This is a genomic window from Bifidobacterium sp. UTCIF-1 (genome assembly GCF_006408915.1).
GTDB lineage: Bacteria > Actinomycetota > Actinomycetes > Actinomycetales > Bifidobacteriaceae > Bifidobacterium > Bifidobacterium reuteri.
Genome location: NZ_JFAG01000011.1, coordinates 14,004 through 34,487 on the forward strand (window position 1 = coordinate 14,004; position 20,484 = coordinate 34,487).

Genomic DNA, 20,484 nt, shown 5'->3' on the forward strand with positions numbered 1-20,484 from the left:
CCCATACGGTTCCGGGCTCTGTTATATTTGGCTCCCCGCATCGGGTTGGTAGGTGTGAGTTGCCCCAATGCGGTACGCAACCGGTTCCCCTGCCACAAGAGCTAAAGGCGATGGTTGCCCCCATATCTCGGCTCCCCTTGTCAAGAGAGCTGTTGGCGATGGTCGTCCTCATCTCGGCTCCCCTTGTCATGAGAGACGTTGGTAATGGTCGGCAACATCTCGGCTCCCTTATCATGAGAGCCGTCGGCAGTGTTCGCTCCCCATTTCTCGGCTCCCCTTGTCAGGGGAGCTGTCGGCGGAGCCGACTGAGGGGTAGTCTTGCGATGGAGCACATGACGATTCCGTTCCTACGGACGCCCCCGTACGCTCCTACCCTTCACGGGTTGCTTTCGGAACGAGAGCCATAGAGTCGGACGACAAACAAGACAGAGCATGAGGAGTTGGCGCAATGACACATACGCAGACGAACGCACAACTCGATGGAAAACGCCTCGGCTGGATCATCCTCGCCGCACTCACGCTTGGCGCGGTCATCGGTGCGGGCGCAGGACTGTTGACACTGTTGCTCTACGGTGTCGAGCATGTGATGCTTGGCTATATTGAAGGCTCGGGACTGCCCGGTCCGTTCGGTGTGCCTACGATGCGCCGGCTGATTTCGGTGACGCTCGGCATGACGGTCGCCGGTGTGATCTGGTATCTGCTGCGGCACAAGACCGCGAAAGTGCCGTCGGTCAAGAAGGCCGTGGCGGGGGAGCGGATGCCGGTCTGGCAGACCGTGCTGCATGTCGTGCTGCAGATCTTCATTGTGGGTTCCGGCGCGTCGATTGGCCGGGAGGTCGCACCGCGCGAACTTGGTGCGATGCTCGCCCAGCGGTTCTGCGATTTGCTACATATCGAGGGCGATAGTGGCATCGACCGACGCATGGTGGTGGCGGTGGCAGCCGGCGCTGGTCTGGGCGGCGTCTATAACGCGCCGCTGGCCGGCATGTTCTTCGCCGTGGAGATTCTGCTGGTAGACGTGACGCTCGAGAAGGTTGCATTCGGTCTGGGTATGTCCGCGGTGGCCGCGTTCGTGGCGGCTTCGATCAAAGGCCATCACACGTTCTATGACATCACTGCCATGCAGCCCACCTCTACGCCGACACTGATGCTGTTCGCCCTGTTGTGCGGCGCGGCATGCGGCATGGTAGGCGCTTGGTTCCGCAAGGGCTCCTCGTGGGCGGAGGCGCATAAACCCGCGGACAGGGCGATTCTGTGGCAGATGCCGCTCGCCGGTCTGGTGACCGGTCTGGTGGCGGTGTTCGTGCCGCAGGTGATGGGCAACGGCCGTGCCGCCGCACAGCTTGGATTCAGCACGTTCATTCCCGAGGCCGCCAGTCGCTCCGGTGCCGCTCAGTCTGCGGATTCCGCCGCCGCATCGCCGTGGACGCTGCTGAGCGGAGGGAGTGGCGTCGTCGCCGGTGCTGGCTCATCCGCCGGTGTGTCCGGTACCGTTGCGGCTTCGGGCGCATCTGTCACTGGCTCAGGCACCGGTTCGTGGCTCGATTTCGGCTCCGGCCTCGCGCCTAACGCCGGAACGGTGCTGACTCTCTCCCATGTCGGAATGATTCTGGGCGTCCTGGCCTTGACGTTCTCTGCCAAGTCGCTGATCACGCTGATGACCATACGCTCCGGCGCGTCCGGCGGCGTGCTCCAGCCGGGCATTGCATTGGGATCGACGCTCGGCGCGATGCTGGGGCTTGTCTGGATGTTCGTCTTCCCCGCCGATTCGGTCACCGCCTGCGCACTGATTGGCGCGGCAGCCCTACTTGCCGCCTCCCAGCAGGCCCCGCTCATGGCCATGTGTCTTGTGATGGAGCTGACCGAAGCGCCGATCACGTTCTTCGTGCCGGTCGGATTGGCTGTAGCCGTCTCCGCGTTGGTCTCCAAGTGGATGCTGGATGGCATGAAACGCCGGGAGACCGCCGGACATCCGGTACAGTAATGAGGAATATTCAATTGTGACGGAACGAATGGAAAGGTGCTCATGATCACCGGGGCCACGAAAAGCAAGGTCGATGACATCTGGCAACGCATGTGGGAGGGCGGCATCACCAATCCGCTTGAGGTGATCAGCCAGCTCACGTATCTCATGTTCATGAAGTCGCTGGACGATAAGGAGCTGGAAGCCGAGCAGATGGCGCAGTTGACCGGCGTACCGGCCACCAAACTCACCTTCCCGCAGACACCGGAGGGTCAGGCATTGCGCTGGAGCCGGTTCAAGAATCTGCCGGCCGAGCAGATGTTCGCCGTGGTCTCCCAGCAGGTGTTCCCGTTCCTGAAGACCTTGCACACCGGCAACGCATTCGCCGAAAGCATGGAGGATGCGTCATTCGGATTCAACAAGCCGAAGACGTTGGAGCGTGCGGTCTCCGGCATCGATGATCTGCTGACGAACGTGGTCAGGGACCAGGATGATCTCGGCGACCTGTATGAATACATGCTGAGCAAGCTCAACACTGCCGGCGCGAATGGCCAGTTCCGTACACCCAAGCACATTCGTGACCTGATGGTCGGCCTGCTCGACCCGAAACCCGGTCAGCTCATCGGCGATCCGGCCTGCGGTACGGCAGGATTTCTGATCTCCGCCGCCGAATGGATTCGCGCCCATCACGGCGATGCGATGAGCGCTGAGGATTGGAACCTTTTCGAGGGCGAACAGTTCACCGGATTCGACACCGATCAGACGATGGTGCGCATTTCCGCGATGAATCTGCTGCTGCACGGCGTGGAGAATCCGGATGTGCGCAATCAGGACAGTCTGTCGAGACTCAACACTATTCGTAGCCGGTTCGATGTAATCCTCGCGAATCCGCCGTTCACCGGTTCTCTGGACGTGGAGGACATTGACGATTCGCTGAAGTCGATCGTCCAGACCAAGCAGACGGAGCTCCTGTTCGTGGCCCTGTTCCTGCGCATGCTGAAGCTCGGCGGCCGGTGCGCGTGCATCGTACCGAATGGCGTGCTGTTCCGCTCCAATGCGAAGGCGTACCGTGAACTGCGCCGTGAACTGGTGGACCATCAGCGTCTGGAGGCTATCATCTACATGCCTTCCGGCGTGTTCAAGCCGTATTCGGGCGTGAGCACCGCGATTCTCGTGTTCACGAAAACCGACGCGCCGAACAGCACCGACAAGGTGTGGCTGTACAACATGGAGCATGACGGCTTCACGCTGGACGACAAGCGCGACGAGGACGTGAGCCATAACGATATTCCGGATATTCTCGAACGTTGGGCGCACTTGGATGCCGAGGACGCGCGCGAACGCACCGAGCAGAGCTTCTTCGTGACCCGCGACGACATCGTCGAGCAGGATTATGACTTCAGCTTCAACAAGTATGTGAAAGTCGAATACGAGAAGAAGGAATACCCGCCAACCAGCCAGCTCATGGCCGAACTACGCGAACTCAATGCCAAGTTCGTGAGCGGTCTCAGCGCCCTCGACGCCATGCTCGCCAAGGATGGTGAGTGATGGGGGAGAGAACTGTTGTACGACTTGGAGACGTTTGCCACATCGTTTCTGGTACTACTCCAAATAGTACTAAACCGGAATACTGGGATGGTGGGTTGCCGTGGGTAACTCCTGCGGAAATATCTAATGACAGCCACATAATTACGGATACGCAAAGAACTCTGACTGAGGCTGGGGTATTAAGCAAGAAGTTGCCACTATTACCAAAAGGTACTGTTTTACTTTCCTCCCGTGCTCCCATTGGCAAAGTAGCGATCGCTGGACGCGATATGTACTGTAATCAGGGATTTAAGAATCTTATTTGTTCTGATGCTATATTCAATGAATACTTGTATTGTTTCTTGAAATCGCAGAACAAGCGATTGCAACATATGGGTCATGGTGCAACGTTTAAAGAGTTATCTAAGAAGACTCTTTCGGACATGATGATTCCTGTTCCTTCTTTGGATGTGCAGCATGAGATTGTTTCTACACTGGAAGCAGCATCGAGATTAACTGATGTCGCCAAGCAGATGCTCGACAAAGCCGACGAACTCATCCAATCCCGCTTCGTCGAGATGTTTGGTGACCAATCATGGGATGAGGATACTTTGAAGTCACGGTGTATGGTGATCACAGGCAATACTCCGTCAAGAAAACATTCTGAATATTATGGTAATAATTTGGAATGGATAAAGACGGATAATATTACGGCAATAGGTGTTAAAGAGGCTAAGGAAAGATTGTCTATCGCTGGTCGTACTGTTGCAAAAATAGTGCCGCCCAATAGCTTATTGATGGTATGTATTGCTGGCAGTGTCAAGAGTATTGGCCGTGTTTCTATTGTAGATCGTGAAGTTGCTTTTAATCAGCAGATTAATGCTATTGTTCCTTGTGAGGATGTTTCTTCGATTTATTTATTGTGGGCATTGCGAAATAGTAAGAAAAAACTTCTAAGAGAAATCAATATGCAAGTTAAAGGAATCATTAAGAAAAGTTCCCTAGAACAGTTAAGAATAGCTTTCCCGCCCCTCGCCCTCCAAAACGAGTTCGCCGAGTTCGTCACGCAGGTCGAGTCCCTTAAGTCCGCCACCCGTCAGCAGCTCGACCGTCTCAACACCCTCTACGACAGCCTAGCCCAACGCTACTTCGCCGAATAACAACGGTGGCGTCGATTCCATGTTCACGGGAACGATGGTCGACGCCACGGTAATAGTTATCAGAGTTTTGACGGCTTCCATGCAAGCAGCTGTTTGGTTTTGTTTTTGTCGTTGATATGACGCGAAATGGTGAAGTCCAGATCTGCATCAAGTTGATATTTCCGAGTGGTCTCGGGGAAACGCGACTGTGCTGTTTTCAGAGCATGTATCAGAAGCTCGCTTTGTGTTGCGTCGATAAGCTCGTCATTGACTTCACTCAGCAGAACCAACTCCTGACTGGTGCAGCTATTCATAAGGAACGATATATACCCGTTTACGTCTTCGAGCAGTGCATCGGAAAGATCTTTCCAATATTGGTTGAGGCTGTACCTTGTCTATCCTTTCGTACTTGCCCGTACGAATCCGATAATATGATGATCTAGTACAAGGGAGTCTCGCATCAAGCCAAGAGGAGGGTGACATGCCGATTGTAAGCATGTTCTTCGGCATCGTCGTGCGTATGTATGCCGATGATCACAATCCGCCACACATGCATGTGGAATTCCAAGGGCGGAGTCATGTCATTTCTTGATTATCTGTGTGAGGTAACTGAAGTGCGGCCATTGGATGGCTACAAGCTCCATGTGACATGTTCGGATGGTGCTTCAGGAATCTTCGATATGACGAAATACCTTGATCAAGGTGCGTTCCAAGCATTGCGAGATCCTAGCATGTTCCGCAGCGTGCGGCTTGTCGCCGGTGCTCCGACCTGGTCAAACGGCATGGACATAGCCCCCGAACGGATTCGCTCGGATATGAAGGTTGCCTAGAACAATCTTTTCGATCTGCATCATCGTGCGGGAAAACAATGTGCCACGGATTACACAGGCAAAGGAGTCAGGTGATGGCAAACTTCTCGTTCCTCATCGGGCAGAGCAATTATGAGATGTTCGCCGATGCGTGTCTGGAGGCGGAGCGGGCGATGTCGCTGTCGCCCACCATCAGCGCATTGGCGGCTCGCCGCGCGTTCGAGCTCGCCGTCAAATGGGTGTACGCCGCTGACGACACCATCAAGCCTCCATACAAAGGCAACCTGCATTCACTTGTCCACGAACCCACCTTCCGCGACGCGCTCGCAGACAACCACCTGTGGGAATCCTTGCAATACATCATCACGGCCGGCAATATGGCCGCCCATCGCAATGCGCAGCTCAAGCCCGAAGACGCGTTGTTCTCCCTGAAGATTCTTTTCCTGTTCATCCAATGGATCGACTACAGCTACGGCAGCCGTTACACCAAGCGTGTCTTCGATTCCAAACAGGTTCCCGCAGTCAGCCATGCACTCGCGGCCAAGCAACGCAAAGCCCGGGAAGACGCCGCCCGCAAGGAATACGAGGCGCAACTCGGTGAGCAGACCGCGCACATCGCACAACTCGAAGAGCGGATCCGCGCGTTAAGCGACCAGCTGGCCGCCCGCAAGGCCGAACAGCCGGCCATGCCGCAGCTTCCCGCCGACGAGTACAGCGAATACGAGACGCGCAAACGGTTCATCGACCTTGACCTGCAATTGGTCGGCTGGAACATGCAGCGCGACGTCATCGAAGAGTATACGGTCACCGGTATGGAAGGAAATCCGGGACAACAAGGTCGCATCGATTACCTGCTCAATGGACGCGACGGCAAACCACTCGCCATCATCGAAGCGAAGCGTACCGCCTACGATCCGGCGAAAGGCCTGCAGCAGTCCAGACTGTATGCCGATTGTCTCGAACGACAATTCGGCTACCGTCCGCTTATCTTCCTCTCCAACGGCTACCACACGTATTTTGTGGACGACGACAACGGCTCATACCGTGAAGTCGGCGAAGTGTTCGCCCAGGACGACCTGCAACGCATCATCGACCGGCGCCGCAACGCCATCGACCCGTCCACCGTCCCCGTCAACCGTTCTGTCGCGGGCGGTGACGGCCGCTATTACCAGCTCGAAGCCATCCAAGCCGTGTGCGAGAACCTCAACCAAGGGCAACGCCGCAGCCTGCTCGTCATGGCCACCGGCACCGGCAAGACGCGAGTCTCCGCAGCGCTCGCCGACGTACTCATGCGCGCCGGACTTGTCAAGAACGTGCTGTTCCTCGCCGACCGCGTCGAACTCGTCTCACAGGCGAATAGCGCATATGGCGAATACTATCCCAACTGGTCCGTATGCAACTTATGCGAGAACAAACACGATACAGATGCGCGCGTGGTCTTCTCCACCTACCAGACCATGATCAACTCCATAGACACGGAAGCCGGAGCGGACGGCAAACCTGCGTTCTCGGCCGGACACTTCGACCTGATCATCGTGGATGAGGCGCATCGGTCGATCTTCAAGAAATACCGGGTGATCTTCGAGCATTTCGACGCGATCATGGTCGGGCTCACCGCCACGCCGCGCAACGAAGTGGATCGCAACACCTACGATTTCTTCCACGTCGAACAAGGTGTGCCTACATACGTGTACGAATACGTGACCGCGCTCAAAGACCATGTGCTTGTGCCGTACCAGAACATCGAAGCCAAAACGAAGTTCATGGACGAAGGCATCACCTACGACGAGCTGTCTGAAGAAGACAAGGCCCGTTACGAGGAGGACTTCGGCGACGGCACCGACGAAGACGACGGCAAGGCCGATATTCCTGATCATATCGATGCGGACGCGCTCAACAAGTATGTGATGAATCCGAAGACCGTCGATATCGTATTGCAGGACCTGCACGATCACGGCATCCGAACCGACGGCGGCGAGCGGCTCGGCAAAACCATCATCTTCGCGGCCAACCAACTGCATGCCCGCTATATCGTCGAACGGTATGCACGGCTCTATCCGAAGGAATCATCCAACGGATTCATCAAAGCCGTGCTGCACAGCGAGGACTATGCGCACAGCATCATCAGCGAATTCAAACACAAACCGAATCCGGTCATCACCGTATCCGTCGACATGATGGACACCGGCGTCGACGTGCCCGAAGTCGTCAATCTCGTGTTCTTCAAGAAAGTGCGTTCCAAAATCAAGTTCTGGCAGATGATCGGCCGAGGCACCAGACTGTGCCCGGAACTCGACTGCGTGGACGGCGACGAGGAACACTTCGGCAAACGATATTTCAAGATCTTCGACTACTGCGGCAACTTCGCGTTCTTCCGCGAACAGACAAACGTCGTAGAAGACAAGTCGGCCGCCTCGGTGAGCGAGCGCATCTTCGCGCGTAAAGCCGAACTCATCCACGCCTTCCAATCAGGCGCATACCTTGACGACCAGCAGATAGCCCAGTGGCGCGAAACGCTGGTAGACGATGTGTGCGGCCAAATCAACGGCTGGGATGCGAACAAGGTTGCGGTACGGCTCAAGCGCGAATACGTCGAACGGTACCGCAACCGCGACGTGTTCACGGCATTGGACGATCTCAACGTGCGAGAACTCGCCACGGAACTTGCCCCGCTGGCCCATTATGACGAAGACGACATATACGCGCTGCGATTCGATGCGCTCATGTACGGGTTCATGGTGGCCCGTGCAACGGGTGCGGCCAGTGCGACATACGCGACGAAAGTCAGGGCGCTCGCCGCACGTCTCTATGATCGAATGACCATACCGCAGGTAAACAGTCAAAAGGAGCTGATCGCCTCGCTCGCTCACGATGAAGAGCACCTGTCTGGAATGTCCGTGGCCGAACTGGAACAGGTGCGACTCCAGTTGCGTGGCGTCGTCCGCTTTATCGCGGATTCCGGCGCGCGCAGAATCATCGTCACCGACCTGACCGATCCGCTCATCGAGCGCACGGAAAACCTGCCGTTCGACATCACCGAGCATTTTGAGGATTACAAGCTCAAGGTCAATCGATATGTCAACGAGCACAGGGAAGATGGCGTAATCCGCAAGCTGCGGCATAACGAGCCGCTGGATGTCGACGATTACAGCGAGCTCGAGAGCATACTGGTCCGCCAACTTGGCTCGCGAATCGAATACGAGACCTCATACGGCTCGCTGCCGTTCGGGCTGTTGGTCCGGCGCATCGCCAAGCTCGATCATCAGGCGGCGATGGATGCGTTCGCGGATTTCATCAACACCCATACGCTGAATCAGGCGCAGATCAATTTCCTGCACACGGTGGTGGATTACGTCGAACGCAACGGCTATCTCGAACCCGAGCAACTGACCAAGCCGCCGTTCGACAGGCCACGGCCGATGATGAAACTGTTCGACGCCAAGCAAATGGGTGATCTCGTGTTGTGCATCCGCAAGGTCAAGCAGAACGCCATGCTGCCGGGCGACGCCGATACCATGCGGATGTAGAGGAGGGGCGCATGTCCGCGAACACCGAGGACCGCAGGGCGCTGGAGGAACTCGCCGCCGAGCCGCTCGCCGAACGGATCGGCTACTACCGCAAGCCGTTCATGGTGCTGTGGGCGGCCATCCAGGAGGCGTCCAGCGAACTGGTCGAGGACTACGGCCTCAGCCAGGATATGGCCCAGCTATGGGTAGCCGAACAGATGCGTCAGGTGTCGGACTCGCTGGTCGATCGGCTCGCCGAGAAGGCCGTGGCGCGTGGGGCGAGCAAGTCGAACGTGGCACGGGCGGCGGGGGCGAGCCCGGCAAACGCGGAACGCCGGTTCCCGAGACTGAAAGACGATGGCGCCCGAACGCAGGAGCGGCTCCTCATCGACGATGTGCTCGACACGTTGGAATAGCCGATCGCAAGGCAGCTCCCTCGCGGACGACGCGATGCACGGATGCCGGGGCGACTGAGGGCACGGAATCGGATTGCCGACGCGAGGATTGCGGAATCGAGTGCCCCTGCGCCTACGCTTGCCGCCGAAATGCAGGCGAAATTCCGTCGGCAGTCGCTTCAAGGCGGTAGTCTGAACAATGTTCGAGTTATTAGAAGGAGTACCAAGGTGAGCAATACCTTTGCGACCTTGCCGGTCATGGCGGGCGAGGACGTCCCGGCCGGCCCCGTCGACCCGATTTTCAACCGTCTGCTCAAGGACCGCATCATCTGGATGGGCGAAGAGGTCAAGGACGATATGGCCAACCGCATTTGCGCCCAGCTGCTGATGCTGGCGGCGGAGGATCCGAAGAAGGACATCTGGCTGTACATCAACTCTCCGGGCGGCTCCATCACCGCCGGCATGGCCATCTACGACACCATGCAGCTCATCGAGCCGGATGTGGCGACCGTAGGCCTCGGCATGTGCGCATCCATGGGCCAGTTCCTGCTGAGCTCCGGCACCAAGGGCAAGCGTTACCTGACCTCGCACGCCCGTGTGCTCATGCACCAGCCTTCCGGCGGCATCGGCGGCACCGCCACCGACGTGCGCATCAACGCCGAACTCATCATGGACATGAAGAAGACCATGAGCGAGCTGACAGCCGAACAGACCGGCCACACCGTCGAGGAGATCTACCGCGACAACGAGTACGACCACTGGTTCACCGCGCAGGAAGCCCTCGAATACGGTTTCGTGGACAAGCTCGTGACCACGCCGGACACCATCGGAAACAAGGGGGAGTGAGACTCATGGCAAGTGAAGAAGCGAAGTTCGCGGCCCGCGCCGACCGTCTGGCCGGGCGCTCCGGCGTGGCCGGTTTCATGCCCGCCGCCGCCCGCGCTCAGGCGTTTGCCGCCGCGCCCGCCCAGATGCCGACGAACCGTTACATCATGCCGCAGTTCGTGGAGAAGACCCCGTACGGCATGAAGACCCAGGATGCATACTCCCGCCTGTTCGAGGACCGCATCATCTTCCTCGGCGTGCAGGTGGACGACGCCTCCGCCGACGACGTGATGGCCCAGCTTCTGGTTTTGGAATCCCAGGACCCGAACCGTGACGTGATGATGTACATCAATTCTCCCGGCGGTTCGATGACCGCCATGACCGCCATCTACGACACGATGCAGTACATCAAGCCCGACGTGCAGACCGTCTGCCTTGGTCAGGCCGCCTCCGCCGCCGCTATCCTGCTGGCCTCCGGCACTAAGGGCAAGCGTCTGATGCTGCCGAACGCCCGCGTGCTCATCCACCAGCCGGCCATCGACCAGGGATTCGGCAAGGCCACGGAGATCGAGATCCAGGCCAAGGAGATGCTGCGCATGCGCGAATGGCTGGAGGAGACCCTCGCCAAGCACACCGGTCAGGATGTGGAGAAGATCCGCCGCGACATCGAGGTGGACACCTTCCTGACCGCTTCTGAAGCCAAGGAATACGGCATCGTGGACGAGGTGCTGGAACACCGCCGGTAATCGGGCGTGAACCAGAGAAGGCGCACTTCGTGCCTTTCGAATATGGGCATTGCAATACCCTCGGCCTGTGTCGGCCGGGGGTATTGTGTTAGAAAACGGCGAGAACGACGCCTGTGCCATGCGATGGTTCCGGTGTCGTCGTGGTCATACGACGTCGAACAGCGTGTACAGACGGCGAAGGAGCATTATGGGGCGTGTAGTGAGCTATAACGACGACGTACCGCGTTGCACGTTCTGCGGTAAGACCGAGCGCCAGGTCAAGAAACTCGTGGCCGGCCCGAATGCCTCCATCTGCGATGAATGCATCGCGCTGTGTGTGGATATCATCGCGGAGGAGCGTGTCAAGGACGCCGAAGTCAATGCGTTGCAACTGCCCAAACCGGCTCAGATCTTCGAATATCTGAACAGGTATGTGGTGGGGCAGAATGACGCGAAACGAACACTGTCCGTGGCTGTCTACAACCATTACAAACGCGTCAATATGGAACTTGAGGACGATGCCCTCCGTCTGGACGGTTCGGAGCGCGCTCATGCGGGCGTACGGCGGAAAGGCGTCAACGATGCCCGCGATCCGTTGGCGGATGTCGAAGTGGCGAAATCCAACATCCTGCTGCTCGGTCCCACCGGCGTGGGCAAGACCTATCTGGCGCAATCATTGGCGAGGGTGATGAACGTGCCGTTCGTGATCACCGATGCCACCACGTTGACCGAAGCCGGATACGTCGGCGATGACGTGGAGACCATTCTCCAGCGACTGCTGCAGGCCGCTGACGGAGACGTCGGCAGGGCGCAGCATGGCATCATCTATATCGACGAGATCGACAAGATCGCCCGTAAATCGGGGGAGAACACATCCATCACCCGTGATGTGTCAGGCGAAGGCGTGCAGCAAGCTCTGCTCAAGATTCTGGAGGGCACCATAGCGTCCGTGCCACTGGAAGGCAGTCGCAAGCACAAGGAACAGGACACCGTGCAGATGGACACGCGCGGCATCCTGTTCATCTGCGGTGGGGCGTTCATCGGCCTGACGGACATCATTCGCAAGCGGCTGGGGCGGCGTGAAACCGGATTCGGCACGAATTGGCATAATGCCGATCTGGACGATGCGCAATTGCTGGAACAGGTCAATGCGGATGATCTTGCCGAATTCGGTTTGCTTCCGGAATTCATCGGTCGCCTTCCGGTGACCAGTGTGCTGCGGGAACTGGATGCGGACGATCTTGTCGCAGTGCTGACGACCCCCGCGAACGCCTTGGTGAAACAATACCGCAAATTGTTCGCAGTGGACGGGGTCGACCTGGCATTCACCGAAGAGGCTATTCGAGCCATCGCCGAAACCGCCATCAGCCAGGGCATAGGTGCAAGGGGATTGCGCACCATCATCGAACGGACGCTGCAGGATACGATGTTCCGCATTCCCAGTCTCGAAGACGTGCGTCAGGTGATCGTCGACAAGGCGAGCGTGCTTGGAGAGGGAAGCCCAAAGCTCTTGCAGACCGCCATGCAGCCGGATGATGCCGGTCGACTTCGAGAGGCGTGATCGGGTCGTTTCGGAGACGGAAAAGCGGAAAACCGTTGGTATGACGCGGTTCCGCGTATGTGTCACGATGCGACACGCCGAGTTGCGAGATGGCAAGAAGTGGGTATTATATATCGAGTTGTTTGAACGACAACATGCGCCGGTAGCCCAGCGGATTAGAGCAGCTGACTACGGATCAGCAGGTCGCAGGTTCGAATCCTGTCCGGCGCACTCCCGAACCACGGGGATAACAGTGGTATGCGCCGGTAGCCCAGCGGATTAGAGCAGCTGACTACGGATCAGCAGGTCGCAGGTTCGAATCCTGTCCGGCGCACGATAAAGCCCCGAAAGCGTATGCTTCCGGGGCTTTTCCAATGAAGGTCCATGTTCGGCATGCGGGTCTGCGGATATGCGGCGTGCGGCTACGATGATGTGGGTTTGCGGTTGGTCATCAAGGATGACCATCAGCGTAGTGGAAGGACGGAGTGCGGTGGCGCAGGAGCGGTTGGCCCGATATGATTTCGATACCATTCTCGAACGGCATGGATCCACGTCGTATAAATGGCATGAGATCGCCGAGCAGATGGGGCCGGACAGCGCCGACGTGGTGCCGCTGTCGGTCGCGGATATGGAGTTCAAGCCCGCTCCTGAAATCATGCAGGCCTTGGTCGAGTCCGCCTCCCGTGACGTGTTCGGGTACGACTACGTCACCGACGAATACTTCGACGCACTGATCGGCTGGATGAAACGCCGTCACGGCTTCGATGTGAAGCCGGAGTGGGTGAGCCTTTCCGATGGCGTGATGCCCGCAGTCAACACTGCGTTGCGCGCGGTGACCCATCCGGGGGATAAGGTCATCATCCAGCGCCCTGTCTATTACCCGTTCACCATGGCCTGTGAGCACAACGGTCTGACCATTCTCGACAACGAGCTGATACTGGATGAGCGATCCGGCCGCTACGTCATCGATTTCGATGATCTTGAAACCAAGGCATCCGATCCCAGATGCACCGCCATGCTGGTATGCAATCCGCACAATCCGGTAGGCCGCGTCTGGACGGCCGACGAGCTGCGTCGCATCGGCGACATCTGCCGGGACCATGATGTGGTGGTACTGTGCGACGAGATCCATGCCGACTTCACGTATCCCGGACACCAGGTCACGATGTTCTCCACGCTCGGGTCCGCATATGCCGACAACGTGATCGAATTCACCGCGCCGTCCAAGACGTTCAACCTCGCCGGTCTGCTGTGCTCCAACGTGATCATTCCCAATGCCGGGCTCAAGCGACGGTTCGATACGGCCGCCGAGAACATCGGCGGGTTGAATGTCGGCCATTTCGGCATGGTGGCGTGCCAGGCGGCATACCAGCACGCCGAATGCTGGCTGGACCAACTCATGGTCGTGCTCGAACGCAATCTGGGACTTCTGCGCGCGTTCGCCGGACGTGTCGACGGTATACGGCTCATCGAGCCCGAAGGCACCTATCTGGCTTGGCTTGATTGCCGGGGGCTGGGATTCGACTCACCTGAAGCCCTGTGCACGTTCATGCACGTGCGCGGACGCGTCTGGCTCGACGAAGGCTCCATCTTCGGCGCATCCGGCGACTACTTCGAACGCATCAACCTGGCCTGTCCGACCGCACTGCTCGAACGTGTGCTCGACCGGCTCGAGACGGCGTTGTCCGAGCGATAGCCGACGATGGTCGTTTGTTCTCCGCTCAGCCCGGGGTGGAACGTCCGTAGCCATTTCGTAATATGGAAGGACGTACGAACATACTGGGGCGAGCACTCAGCCAACCATATTCGACCGGACTGATCAAGATGCCGATACCACGCCGGTTTCCCTGAAACACCGCGGTCTGTGTGCAACGGTTGTTGTCGTTAGGTGATGAAGAGCAAGGAGCATGAGATGGTGACGAAGACTTCGCAATGGCGGCTATGGAACTCCATCAAACGACTCGCCGCCTCGGACCGCGTCTCCGGACTGATCATGCTCGGCTTCGCGCTGGTCGGACTCATAGCGGCCAATCTTCCGTTGACCTATCACCTGTTCGAAACAATCGCGGAAACGCAGATCGGCATACCTTACACCAACATCGATCTGCCTATCGGCCATTGGGCCCAGGACGGTCTGCTCACGATATTCTTCCTGACCGTGGGACTCGAACTCAAACAGGAGCTCACCACCGGTTCGCTGTCCAATCCCAAGGCCGCAGCCGTGCCGATGCTGTGCGCTGCAGGAGGCATGCTGGTACCGCCGATACTGTTCGTTATCGTGTCCGCACTGTTCTCCCAGTACGGCCCCGGCGGCGTGGGCAATGTGGTGCTTCCCAGCACCGGCAGCATCATCCCGTTCGGCGAACTGGTCCATGGCTGGGCGGTGCCCACGGCAACGGATATCGCGTTCTCGCTGGCCGTGCTGGCCTTGTTCGCCAAAGGGCTTCCGGGATCGATCCGTGCGTTCCTCATGACGCTCGCCACGGTGGATGATCTGCTGGCCATCATCCTAATCGCGGTGTTCTTCTCGTCGCTCAATGATTGGTACTGGTTTGTTGGTATCGCGGCCTGCACGGCCGTATGGGCCATACTTGTCCGTATGAAGCGAGTGCCGTGGATTGCGGCCGGTGTCGTCGGTATCCTGGCATGGGTGATGATGTTCGAAGCCGGTGTGCATCCCACGCTCGCCGGCGTGCTGGTGGGACTGTTCACTCCTTCCCGTGAAATGCACGGCGAGTCCTCGCCGCGCGCCGAACGATATGCCTCCAAGCTGCAGCCGTTCTCCGCACTGCTTGCCCTGCCGATCTTCGCGTTGTTCGCCACTGGCGTGCATTTCGCGGAACTGACCCCTGAGCTTATGCTCTCTCCTCTGGTCATCGCCCTCATCGTGGCCTTGGTCGCCGGCAAGCCCCTCGGTATCATCGGCACGGCGTGGATCGCGACGCATCTCGGCGGATTGAACATGGCAAAAGGACTGAAGGTACGGGATCTGGTGCCTGCCGCCTGCGCCTGCGGCATCGGTTTCACCGTCTCCTTCCTCATCGCCTCGCTGGCGTACACCAATGCCGAATTGTCGGCGGAAGCCCGATTCGGCGTATTGGTCGGCTCGCTCATTTCCGCACTGGTTGCAGGTATACTGTTGCATCGTCAATCGAAGCAGTTCGCGCTGAGGGCTGCAGGCAAGGCCACCGGTTCCGACGCGGCACCTGCCAAAGACGCCGCCGGCCATACGTTCGAAGAACATGCGGGTATGCTGGCCGACGGTACGCAAAGCGTGACGATGGAGGCATTCACGCCCGAGGAAATCGCGCAGATGCGGGCGGAACGCCTGCATCAATCGCAGAAGCGCGACGAGGGCCTGAACACATTCAAGGAGATCATCAGATGGCCAAGAAGCAAAAGAAGGCCAAGAAAGCCGAAGACAGGAAAAACGCCGAGGAGACACTGATCGTCGAGACGGGCGACGCCGCTCCCGTCGACACTGTCGCCTCAGTCGACTCGGATGACGCCTCCCCGTTGGGAGACACCTATCACCGCGGGCCGGTGATTCTTCGCGGACAGATGATTCCGTCCGACAACACGACGGCCAATCTGCTCAAACCAGATCAGGATACCGACTGGCTGCATATGGATCCCTGGCGTGTGCTGCGGATCCAATCCGAGTTCGTGGACGGATTCGGTGCGCTGGCCGAGCTTGGCCCAGCCGTGGCCATTTTCGGCTCGGCACGAACCGCGCGCACCGAGCCTGCGTACAAGGCCGCACGTCGCATGGGCAGCCTGATAGCCAAGAAGAACATAGCGGTCATCACCGGCGGCGGCCCCGGCATCATGGAAGCGGCGAACAGGGGAGCGGCGCTCGCCGGCGGCAAGTCGGTGGGACTCGGCATCGAGCTGCCTCACGAACAGGGATTGAACCAATGGGTGAATCTCGGCATGAGCTTCCGCTACTTCTTCGTCAGGAAAACCATGTTCGTGAAATATTCCTCCGGAGTAATAGTCTGCCCGGGAGGGTTCGGCACATTGGATGAGATGTTCGAACTATTGACCTTGGTGCAGACCCACAAGGTGGCCGACATGCCCGTCGTATTGTACGACAAAGCCTACTGGCAAGGGCTTTTCGACTGGTTGAACGGTACGGTGAAGGAGCATGGGATGATCTCCTCCATCGATCCCCATCTGGTCGCCATGAGCGACGATCCCGACGAGGCCGTGGACATGGTCACCAAGGGGCTGTGAATCAGGATTGCGTCACAGCCGCGCTACCGTTTGCAGGCGATCAGCAGGCCGGTGCCATCCGGTGTTAGCGTGGACTCGAAGTCGCCGTTGTCCTCCACTGTGGCGATCAGCTCACGCATGGCGGTGGCTTTGGCACTGCGGTCGGCGGCGTTCAGCACGCCGCCCTGATCGCCGGCTGTGGCAAGAACATCGGTGAACGCGATGATGCCGCGCGAGCGCAGCAGGCGTGATGCCTGATTGAATGCGGCGGCATAATTCGCGGCGTCGCCGGCGACCACGATGAAATCATAGTCGTTGGCGTTGAGTCTGGGCAGGAATACGTGCGCCGGCGCATTGACCGCGCGCAACGACGTGTCGGTGACATCCTGCAGATCGGCAAACGCCTTGCGAATCATCGCGATGCCCTGGGCGGTGGAGTCCACTGCGGTGAGCTGGCCGCCGCCATTGAGCGCCTCCACCAATTGCACGGTTTCCACTACGGAACCGGTGCCGATGGCGATCACCGAGGAAGCGCCGGTCAGATGGACCAGCATAGCCAGCAACTGTGCCTGCGCGGCGGAACCTTGTGGCTGTCCTGCCTGTTCGGCTTTGGCCCGTACTGCGGAAACAATCGCAGTCTGCCGTTCCAATGCATGCTCTTCGGCGAACTCCCACGCTTTGGCGAGATTCGTGTACTGTGTTTTATCCATTGCAGTCACCTTTTGATGATGTAGTCTGTCTGGCCGCGACCCTGTTTTGCGCCAATATGGGGGGATGCATGCGTCCTATCGTTCGCGGACCTTGGCCACGATCTGCCACATCTCCTCCCCGACATCGATGCCGCGAGGGCAGTGACGGGAGCATGCGCGTACGGACTGACATGCGGCCACGCCATCCGCCGTGTCGATGGCATCCATGCGTTCCATGGCCTTGGAATCGCGGGAATCATTGATGAACCGTGACGCCCAGACCAAAGCGGCGGGGCCGATGAAGGCGTCGCCGCCTGCGAATACCGGGCAGGAGCCTTCGCATACGCCACACGCGATGCAGTTGCTCAGCGTCTCGTATTTGGCGAGTTGTTCGGGATGTTGGAGGTATTCGAATGCGTCCACCTTGCCTTCGGCGGTCGTGGCGAGCACGCCGTCGGCCTGAAGATATGGAGTGAGTTTGCGGATCTGATCGAGCATCGGGTCGATGTCCGCGATGAGATCACGCTGTGGCGGGAAGCCCGGCAGGGGAGCGAGTTCGATGACTCCCAGTGATTGGGTCTTGGCGTCGGCGGCTTGTGCGCCTTCCACGGAGGTGTTCTCGTCGTCGCCGTTCCCGACATGGCGGAAGCCTTCATCGTCCACTTGCGGCAGCGTGCCGGGCTGCTTGGCCCAATCGCGAATGGCCGCCGTGCACAGGAGCGTGGGGGTGCCGTTGATCGCCACCGCGTCCGATCCGCACATGCCGTGTCCGCAGGAGTATCGGAATGCAAGCGTGGGGTCGAGCGTGCGCTTGATGGTGAGCAGGCAATCCAGAACGGTGTCTTCGGGCCGTGCGGGAATCGTGTATTCCTGCACCCACTGCCTGCCTCGCGGACGGCGACGTGCCGAAGCGCTTGCGCCCCCGCCGAAAGGAGAGCTCTTACGGGCGAACGGGCTGCCGCCACGTGCGTTTTCTGCGCGTTCGGCGCGTGGCGTGAACCGGTGCACGTGCAGGGTAACCGTTGTTGTGTTCGCCTCAGCCATTCATCTGCCTCCATGAAGTCACTAATCAGCCAATTTATTGTGCCACAAGCCCTAGGCGGCGTGGCGCGTGTGATCAGGGGCGTGCCATATGGGACACGCCCCTGATCCGATGGTGTGCCTCGACGCCAGTATGCCGAATAGCGGTCGTGCCGGCCGCACTGACAGAACCAGCCGTTGATTGACCGCCTAGGAGCAGTCTCAAGCAATTACAAGACAGACCCCTGAATCAGTATTCACGGCTCTGTGGCGGGTAATCAGTGATGGTCACCGGTTTGAACGCCACTGCGCCATTTCGGGCGACCATGGAGTGCGCGAGGAAGCGCTCGTCATCGCGCTGCGGAAAATCAAGGCGCCGCATTGAGCCGCGGGACTCTTCACGCGCATCGGAGGCCTTCAGCACCGATTCGGCAAGCTCAATGAGGTGACGTACTTCCCAGATGGCGGTGATTTCCTGATTGAATGTGGCGGTCTTGTCGTGTGCATGCAGCGTCTCGGCGGCGGGTTTGATCGCCGTATCAAGCTGATACAGCGCAGTTCGAATGGTATCGGCGCTGCAGCGTACCGCCAGAGCCTGTTCCATGATTGAGCCGAGTTTTGCCATGAGCTGGTATGCGTTGCCGTCGGATACGGGGGATGCCTCGGCATCTGCGGAAGACTCGAGAGCTCCCTGAAGCATTGAGGTGAAATCATCCTGACGCATGGATGCCGTCCGGTCGACTGCCGCGGCCAACGGCTCATCGTCGGCATCGTCGTTCATGGGCGAGGCCACCGGCGCCGCTGCGATGCGTGCGGCCAGCGCGCGACCGGCGCGAGTGCCGAACAGGCATGCGTCCAGCAGGGAATTGCCGCCCAGACGGTTTGCGCCATGTACGGAAACGCAGGAGCATTCGCCTGCCGCGAACAGGCCTTCGACCACATGCGAAGCGCCGTCACACCAACGATACACCTCACCGTCCGTGGTGATGGGGATGCCTCCCATGGTGTAATGCGCGGTGGGTTTGATCGGCACCGGATCCTTGGCCGGATCGAGATTCGCGTACTGTTCGATGGTCTCCACCACCTGCGGCAGAGCCTGCTTCATACGGTCCGAGTCGATGCCGGTCATATCCAGCCAGACACAATCCTTCGGACCATCCGGGTCTTTGGGATCGGCGACACCTCGGCCGGCGTCGATCTCCGCCATGATCGAACGGGATACCACATCGCGGGCCGCGAGGTCCTTATGCTCGGGCGCATAGCGTTCCATGAACGCCTCACCGTCGGCATTGCGCAGGATACCGCCTTCCGCGCGTGCCGCCTCGGAAAGCAGGATGCCGGTATGCGCGAGCCCGGTGGGATGGAACTGCACGAACTCGATGTCCTCAAGCTGCAGGCCTGCGGACAACGCCAATGCCATGCCGTCTCCGGTCAGATCCCAGGAATTGGATGTGGTGTGGAACAGACGTCCTGCGCCGCCGGTGGCGATCAGCACATTGCGCGCGTGAATGGCGTGCAGCTTGCCGGCATGGGTGTCCAATGCCACGATGCCGGCCGCGCGCTCGCCATCCTCGCTGAGGACCAGATCGGTCACATACCATTCCTCAGCGAATTCGACGCCCTGTGCCACGCACTGCTGCCAGAGCGTGTGAAGAATCTGATGGCCGATGCGATCGGCGGCGTAGGCGGCTCGCTTGACCGGTTCGCCGCCGAAATCACGGGTGTGTCCGCCGAAACGACGTTGAGCGATATGCCCATCTTCGGTTCGGGAGAATGCCACTCCCTGACGTTCGAGGTTGATGACGGTCTCGGGCGCGTATTCCGCCAACAATCTGGCAGCGTCCTGGTCAACCAGCCAGTCGCCGCCCTTGATGGTGTCGTAGTAATGCCAATGCCAGTCATCGTTCTCGATATTGCCCAGACTGGCCGCGATACCGCCTTCGGCCGAACCGGTGTGCGAGCGCAGAGGCTGCAGCTTGGAGACCATCAGGATCTTCGGGCTCACGCCCTGCTCCGTAAGCTCGGCGATCGCCGGGGACCGCAGCAATCCCAGCGCCGCCGACAGGCCGGCAGCTCCTGCGCCGACGATAACCGCATCATACATATCTTCCAGACGTTTCGGACTCATGGG

16 protein-coding genes, 2 tRNA genes and 1 pseudogene are annotated in these 20,484 nt (G+C 59.1%); 15 read left to right on the forward strand and 4 right to left on the reverse strand.

Translation table 11 applies throughout. From position 1 onward, the window contains the following. Positions 1–448: 448 nt before the first annotated feature. Genes BW09_RS06060 through BW09_RS06070 form a run of 3 tightly spaced genes read left to right on the forward strand, consistent with a single transcriptional unit; the run spans position 449 to position 4,650 of the window. Positions 449–1,984: a chloride channel protein gene (locus tag BW09_RS06060; protein WP_140462858.1), complete on the forward strand. Its 1,536-nt coding sequence runs from the start codon at positions 449–451 to the stop codon at positions 1,982–1,984. Between the two features lie 42 nt (positions 1,985–2,026). After that, a complete protein-coding gene (locus BW09_RS06065; RefSeq protein ID WP_044088428.1) occupies positions 2,027–3,511 on the forward strand; it encodes a class I SAM-dependent DNA methyltransferase in 1,485 nt (494 codons plus the stop codon). Then, positions 3,511–4,650 (forward strand): restriction endonuclease subunit S, encoded by a 1,140-nt coding sequence (locus BW09_RS06070; protein ID WP_140462859.1) that lies wholly within the window; start codon positions 3,511–3,513, stop codon positions 4,648–4,650. The genes BW09_RS06065 and BW09_RS06070 overlap by 1 nt, the downstream gene beginning before the upstream one ends. A gap of 59 nt (positions 4,651–4,709) precedes the next feature. Here the strand turns inward: BW09_RS06070 and BW09_RS06075 are convergent, their stop codons facing one another. Continuing rightward, positions 4,710–4,943: a hypothetical protein gene (locus BW09_RS06075; RefSeq protein WP_140462860.1), complete on the reverse strand. Its 234-nt coding sequence runs from the start codon at positions 4,941–4,943 to the stop codon at positions 4,710–4,712. Between the two features lie 182 nt (positions 4,944–5,125). Between BW09_RS06075 and BW09_RS11125 the strand changes: the two genes are divergently transcribed. The 12 genes and pseudogenes from BW09_RS11125 (at position 5,126) to BW09_RS06135 (ending at position 16,665) form a co-directional block, all read left to right on the forward strand. Then, entirely contained in the window at positions 5,126–5,221 is a 96-nt protein-coding gene (locus BW09_RS11125; RefSeq protein ID WP_223847907.1) for a DUF4160 domain-containing protein, read from the forward strand. Then, positions 5,184–5,459: a DUF2442 domain-containing protein gene (locus BW09_RS06085; protein ID WP_308810338.1), complete on the forward strand. Its 276-nt coding sequence runs from the start codon at positions 5,184–5,186 to the stop codon at positions 5,457–5,459. Before BW09_RS11125 ends, BW09_RS06085 begins: the two co-directional genes overlap by 38 nt. A gap of 74 nt (positions 5,460–5,533) precedes the next feature. Beyond that, positions 5,534–8,965 (forward strand): DEAD/DEAH box helicase family protein, encoded by a 3,432-nt coding sequence (locus BW09_RS06090; protein ID WP_140462862.1) that lies wholly within the window; start codon positions 5,534–5,536, stop codon positions 8,963–8,965. An 11-nt stretch (positions 8,966–8,976) separates the two neighbouring features. Then, a complete protein-coding gene (locus tag BW09_RS06095; protein WP_140462863.1) occupies positions 8,977–9,360 on the forward strand; it encodes a transcriptional regulator in 384 nt (127 codons plus the stop codon). A gap of 207 nt (positions 9,361–9,567) precedes the next feature. Beyond that, positions 9,568–10,185, forward strand: coding sequence for an ATP-dependent Clp protease proteolytic subunit (locus BW09_RS06100; protein ID WP_100494185.1), 618 nt, complete (start codon positions 9,568–9,570; stop codon positions 10,183–10,185). 5 nt (positions 10,186–10,190) lie between these two features. Next, on the forward strand, positions 10,191–10,910 hold the full coding sequence (locus BW09_RS06105) for an ATP-dependent Clp protease proteolytic subunit (protein ID WP_140462865.1): 720 nt from the start codon (positions 10,191–10,193) through the stop codon (positions 10,908–10,910). 187 nt (positions 10,911–11,097) lie between these two features. Beyond that, a complete protein-coding gene (clpX, locus tag BW09_RS06110; protein WP_044088422.1) occupies positions 11,098–12,450 on the forward strand; it encodes an ATP-dependent Clp protease ATP-binding subunit ClpX in 1,353 nt (450 codons plus the stop codon). 136 nt (positions 12,451–12,586) lie between these two features. Beyond that, positions 12,587–12,660, forward strand: a tRNA-Arg gene (locus tag BW09_RS06115). Positions 12,661–12,689: 29 nt separating this feature from the next. Then, positions 12,690–12,763 (forward strand) — tRNA-Arg (locus BW09_RS06120). Between the two features lie 123 nt (positions 12,764–12,886). Beyond that, positions 12,887–14,125, forward strand: coding sequence for a MalY/PatB family protein (locus BW09_RS06125; RefSeq protein WP_140462867.1), 1,239 nt, complete (start codon positions 12,887–12,889; stop codon positions 14,123–14,125). A 216-nt stretch (positions 14,126–14,341) separates the two neighbouring features. Then, positions 14,342–15,608 (forward strand): annotated as a pseudogene (locus tag BW09_RS06130) (Na+/H+ antiporter NhaA); the annotation flags it as partial. A 205-nt stretch (positions 15,609–15,813) separates the two neighbouring features. Then, entirely contained in the window at positions 15,814–16,665 is an 852-nt protein-coding gene (locus BW09_RS06135) for a TIGR00730 family Rossman fold protein (protein WP_140462870.1), read from the forward strand. A 23-nt stretch (positions 16,666–16,688) separates the two neighbouring features. Here BW09_RS06135 and BW09_RS06140 read toward each other — a convergent pair whose 3' ends face one another. From BW09_RS06140 to BW09_RS06150, 3 genes are all read right to left on the reverse strand, one after another. Beyond that, on the reverse strand, positions 16,689–17,354 hold the full coding sequence (locus BW09_RS06140; RefSeq protein ID WP_044088419.1) for an O-methyltransferase: 666 nt from the start codon (positions 17,352–17,354) through the stop codon (positions 16,689–16,691). A gap of 75 nt (positions 17,355–17,429) precedes the next feature. After that, positions 17,430–18,377 (reverse strand): succinate dehydrogenase/fumarate reductase iron-sulfur subunit, encoded by a 948-nt coding sequence (locus BW09_RS06145; RefSeq protein ID WP_044088418.1) that lies wholly within the window; start codon positions 18,375–18,377, stop codon positions 17,430–17,432. A gap of 226 nt (positions 18,378–18,603) precedes the next feature. Next, entirely contained in the window at positions 18,604–20,481 is a 1,878-nt protein-coding gene (locus BW09_RS06150; RefSeq protein WP_140462872.1) for an FAD-binding protein, read from the reverse strand. Between the last annotated feature and the right edge of the window lie 3 nt (positions 20,482–20,484).

Bases quoted from the DNA above. Each gene is read 5' to 3' on its own strand.
- BW09_RS06105 (WP_140462865.1), top strand. From the start codon at position 10,191: ATGGCAAGTGAAGAAGCGAAGTTCGCGGCCCGCGCCGACCGTCTGGCC.
- BW09_RS06075 (WP_140462860.1), bottom strand. From the start codon at position 4,943: ATGAATAGCTGCACCAGTCAGGAGTTGGTTCTGCTGAGTGAAGTCAAT.
- BW09_RS06125 (WP_140462867.1), top strand. From the start codon at position 12,887: ATGACCATCAGCGTAGTGGAAGGACGGAGTGCGGTGGCGCAGGAGCGG.
- BW09_RS06135 (WP_140462870.1), top strand. From the start codon at position 15,814: ATGGCCAAGAAGCAAAAGAAGGCCAAGAAAGCCGAAGACAGGAAAAAC.
- BW09_RS06090 (WP_140462862.1), top strand. From the start codon at position 5,534: ATGGCAAACTTCTCGTTCCTCATCGGGCAGAGCAATTATGAGATGTTC.
- BW09_RS06070 (WP_140462859.1), top strand. From the start codon at position 3,511: ATGGGGGAGAGAACTGTTGTACGACTTGGAGACGTTTGCCACATCGTT.
- BW09_RS06140 (WP_044088419.1), bottom strand. From the start codon at position 17,354: ATGGATAAAACACAGTACACGAATCTCGCCAAAGCGTGGGAGTTCGCC.
- BW09_RS11125 (WP_223847907.1), top strand. From the start codon at position 5,126: ATGTTCTTCGGCATCGTCGTGCGTATGTATGCCGATGATCACAATCCG.
- clpX (WP_044088422.1), top strand. From the start codon at position 11,098: ATGGGGCGTGTAGTGAGCTATAACGACGACGTACCGCGTTGCACGTTC.
- BW09_RS06065 (WP_044088428.1), top strand. From the start codon at position 2,027: ATGATCACCGGGGCCACGAAAAGCAAGGTCGATGACATCTGGCAACGC.
- BW09_RS06150 (WP_140462872.1), bottom strand. From the start codon at position 20,481: ATGAGTCCGAAACGTCTGGAAGATATGTATGATGCGGTTATCGTCGGC.
- BW09_RS06095 (WP_140462863.1), top strand. From the start codon at position 8,977: ATGTCCGCGAACACCGAGGACCGCAGGGCGCTGGAGGAACTCGCCGCC.
- BW09_RS06060 (WP_140462858.1), top strand. From the start codon at position 449: ATGACACATACGCAGACGAACGCACAACTCGATGGAAAACGCCTCGGC.
- BW09_RS06085 (WP_308810338.1), top strand. From the start codon at position 5,184: ATGTGGAATTCCAAGGGCGGAGTCATGTCATTTCTTGATTATCTGTGT.
- BW09_RS06145 (WP_044088418.1), bottom strand. From the start codon at position 18,377: ATGGCTGAGGCGAACACAACAACGGTTACCCTGCACGTGCACCGGTTC.